This is a genomic window from Streptomyces sp. E11-3, assembly GCF_046540415.1.
Classification (GTDB): Bacteria; Actinomycetota; Actinomycetes; order Streptomycetales; family Streptomycetaceae; genus Streptomyces.
The window spans coordinates 1-2,606 of the sequence record NZ_JAZGRL010000094.1 but is presented as its reverse complement, the minus strand read 5'-3'; the positions used below and the strand labels follow the sequence as shown (position 1 = coordinate 2,606).

Here is a 2,606-nt window from a genome sequence, read left to right as displayed (position 1 = left end):
CCCCGTACGACACCACCCCCGACAGCGTCCTCACCCCACTCCGCCACGAGGTACGCGCCGCCCAGGCCATCGCCAACCCCCAGCCTGACCTGGGCAGTTAGGGACGTCGCGCTTCGGTCTCTTCGGTCTCTTCGGGCCCTTCGGGCCCTTCGGTCTCTTCGGGTGCCTCAGGGTGGAACACGCCCGCCCGAGCCGCCGCGTACGCGGCACGGGCCGCGCGGCGCGGAAGCGCGGAGTCGGCAGGGCCGCGCAGCAGCAGCAGTTCCTGGTAGAGCGGTGCCGTCGACGTGACGAGCAGGGCGCGGGCATCGAGACCGGGCGGCAGCTCGCCCCGGTCCACGGCCCGCGTGACGACCACGGCCGAGCGTACGTAGCGGTCCTCCCAGAAGCGGGTGAGCGCGCGGGCGGCCTCCGCCGAACGGAAGGACGCGGCGATCAGGGCGGAGGTGATGTTCCCTCTGCCACCGTCCGCGCCTGACCGCAGCGCGTCGAAGACCTCCTGGTTGAGGGCGGTGAGGTCGCCCTCCAGGGCGCCGGTGTCGGGCGGCAGCCAGGTGTCGTCGGCCGCCGCGTCGAGCACGTCGGCCAGCAGTCCGCCCACGTCCCGCCAGCGCCGGTAGACGGTCGTGCGGTGGACGTGGGCCCGTTCGGCGACCGCATCCACGGTCAGCGCGTCGAAGCCCTCCGCGACGAGGACCTCGCCGACGGCCGCCAGGACCTGGGCGCGGACGCGGGCGCTGCGGCCACCGGTCCGGCGCCGGACGGCCGTCGGGTCAGGGAGATCACTTACTTCGGGAAGATCGCTTGCGTTGGGGGGTGAGGTCATGCCACCATCTTAACGCAACATTCATCGCCTTAAGGAGTTCCGATGCTCATCCACCGCGTCCACTACACCGCCCACGCCACCCCTCTTCAGGAGACCGCCTATGCCCGCAACAACCCCCGCGCAGCTCACCGCTCTTGACGTCACCAAGGCCTACGACGGCCGTCTGGTCCTCGACTCCGTCAGCTGTTCCGTCCCGATGGGCGGCCGCCTCGGAATCGTCGGCGAGAACGGCTCCGGCAAGTCCACCCTGCTCCGCCTGCTCGCCGGGGCCGAACACCCCGACCAGGGACGGGTGCTGACCCACGCCGACGGCGGCATCGGCTACCTCGCGCAGGAGGAGCAGCTGCCCGCCGACCTGACCGTCCAGCAGGTCATCGACCGCGCCCTGCACGAACTGCACGCCATGGAAGCCGAGTTGCGCCGCATGGAGCAGCGCATGGCGGACGGCGACACCTCCGAACTCACCGCCTACGCCGACCTGCTGACCGCCTACGAACTCCGCGGCGGCTACGAGGCCGACGCCAGGGCCGAGCGCGCCCTGCACGGCCTGGGCCTGGTCCACCTACGCCGCGACCGCACCGTCGGCGGGCTCTCCGGTGGCGAACAGGTCCGGCTCCGCCTCGCGGCACTGCTGGCCGCCGCGCCCGAGATCCTGCTGCTCGACGAGCCGACCAACCACCTGGACGACTCCGCCCTGACCTGGCTGGAGGAGTACCTGCGCACGCGCCGCGGCACCACCGTGGCCGTCTCCCACGACCGCGTCTTCCTGGAGCGCGTCACCACCGCCCTGCTGGAGGTCGACGGCGACACCCACGGCGTCACGCGCTACGGCAACGGCTACCCCGGCTACCTCACCGAGAAGGCCGCCGCCCGCCGCCGCCAGGCCGAGGCGCACACCGCCTGGAACACCGAGGTCGCCCGGATACGGGACAGCGCGGCCGGCACCGCACGGCGGGTGGCCCCAGGACGGGCCCGCAAGGACGGCAACAAGATGGCGTACGACCGGGCCGCGGGCCGGGTCCAGCAGTCCCTGGCGAGCCGAGTCCGCCAGGCCGAGGAACGGCTCAGCCGCCTGCTGGCACACCCGGTGGCCGCACCGGCCGAGCCACTGCGCTTCACCGCCGCACCACGGACCGCCGGAACACAGGGACCACTCCTGACGGCGGACGCGCTGGAGGCACCCGGCCGCCTGGCCCCGGTCGGCCTGACCCTCTCGCCCGGTGACCGACTGCTGGTCGGCGGCCCCAACGGCGCGGGCAAGAGCACCCTGCTGACCCTGCTGGCCAGCCGCTCCCAGCCCGCCCATGGACACCTCGTACGCCGTGGCCGCGTCGGCCTCCTACGGCAGCAGCCCGACCTGGGACCGGACGACCGGACCGTACTGTCCGCCTACGCGCACGGACGCTCCGGCCACGCCGACGAGCACACCGAACAGCTCCTGTCCCTCGGGCTGTTCGACCGCGAACGCCTCGACGTGCCGGTCGGCAGGCTGTCGGCCGGGCAGCGCCAACGCCTCGCACTGGCCTGCCTGGTGACCGAACCGTACGACGTACTTCTCCTCGACGAGCCCACCAACCACCTCTCGCTCGCCCTGGTCGAGGAGTTGGAGGCCGCGTTGGCGGGCTTCCCCGGCGCGGTGGTCATCGCCAGCCATGACCGGCTGCTCCGCTCCCGCTGGCGTGGCGAGCGGCTCGACCTCCGTTCCGCGACGACGGCGAAGAGTGTCCCCGCTGCCTGAGCACCCTCCCCTCACCTCACCCCGACGCCCCAACGCCCCGAA

General features: G+C 72.9%; 2 protein-coding genes. One reads left to right on the top strand and one right to left on the bottom strand.

Translation table 11 applies throughout. The features are described 5' to 3' along the window. Positions 1-97 precede the first annotated feature (97 nt). Positions 98-826 (bottom strand): TetR/AcrR family transcriptional regulator, encoded by a 729-nt coding sequence (locus tag U9R90_RS35385; protein ID WP_411061533.1) that lies wholly within the window; start codon positions 824-826, stop codon positions 98-100. 100 nt (positions 827-926) lie between these two features. On the opposite strand from U9R90_RS35385, the gene abc-f reads away from it, so the two are divergent. Next, a complete protein-coding gene (abc-f, locus tag U9R90_RS35380; RefSeq protein WP_411061531.1) occupies positions 927-2,564 on the top strand; it encodes a ribosomal protection-like ABC-F family protein in 1,638 nt (545 codons plus the stop codon). Positions 2,565-2,606 lie beyond the last annotated feature (42 nt).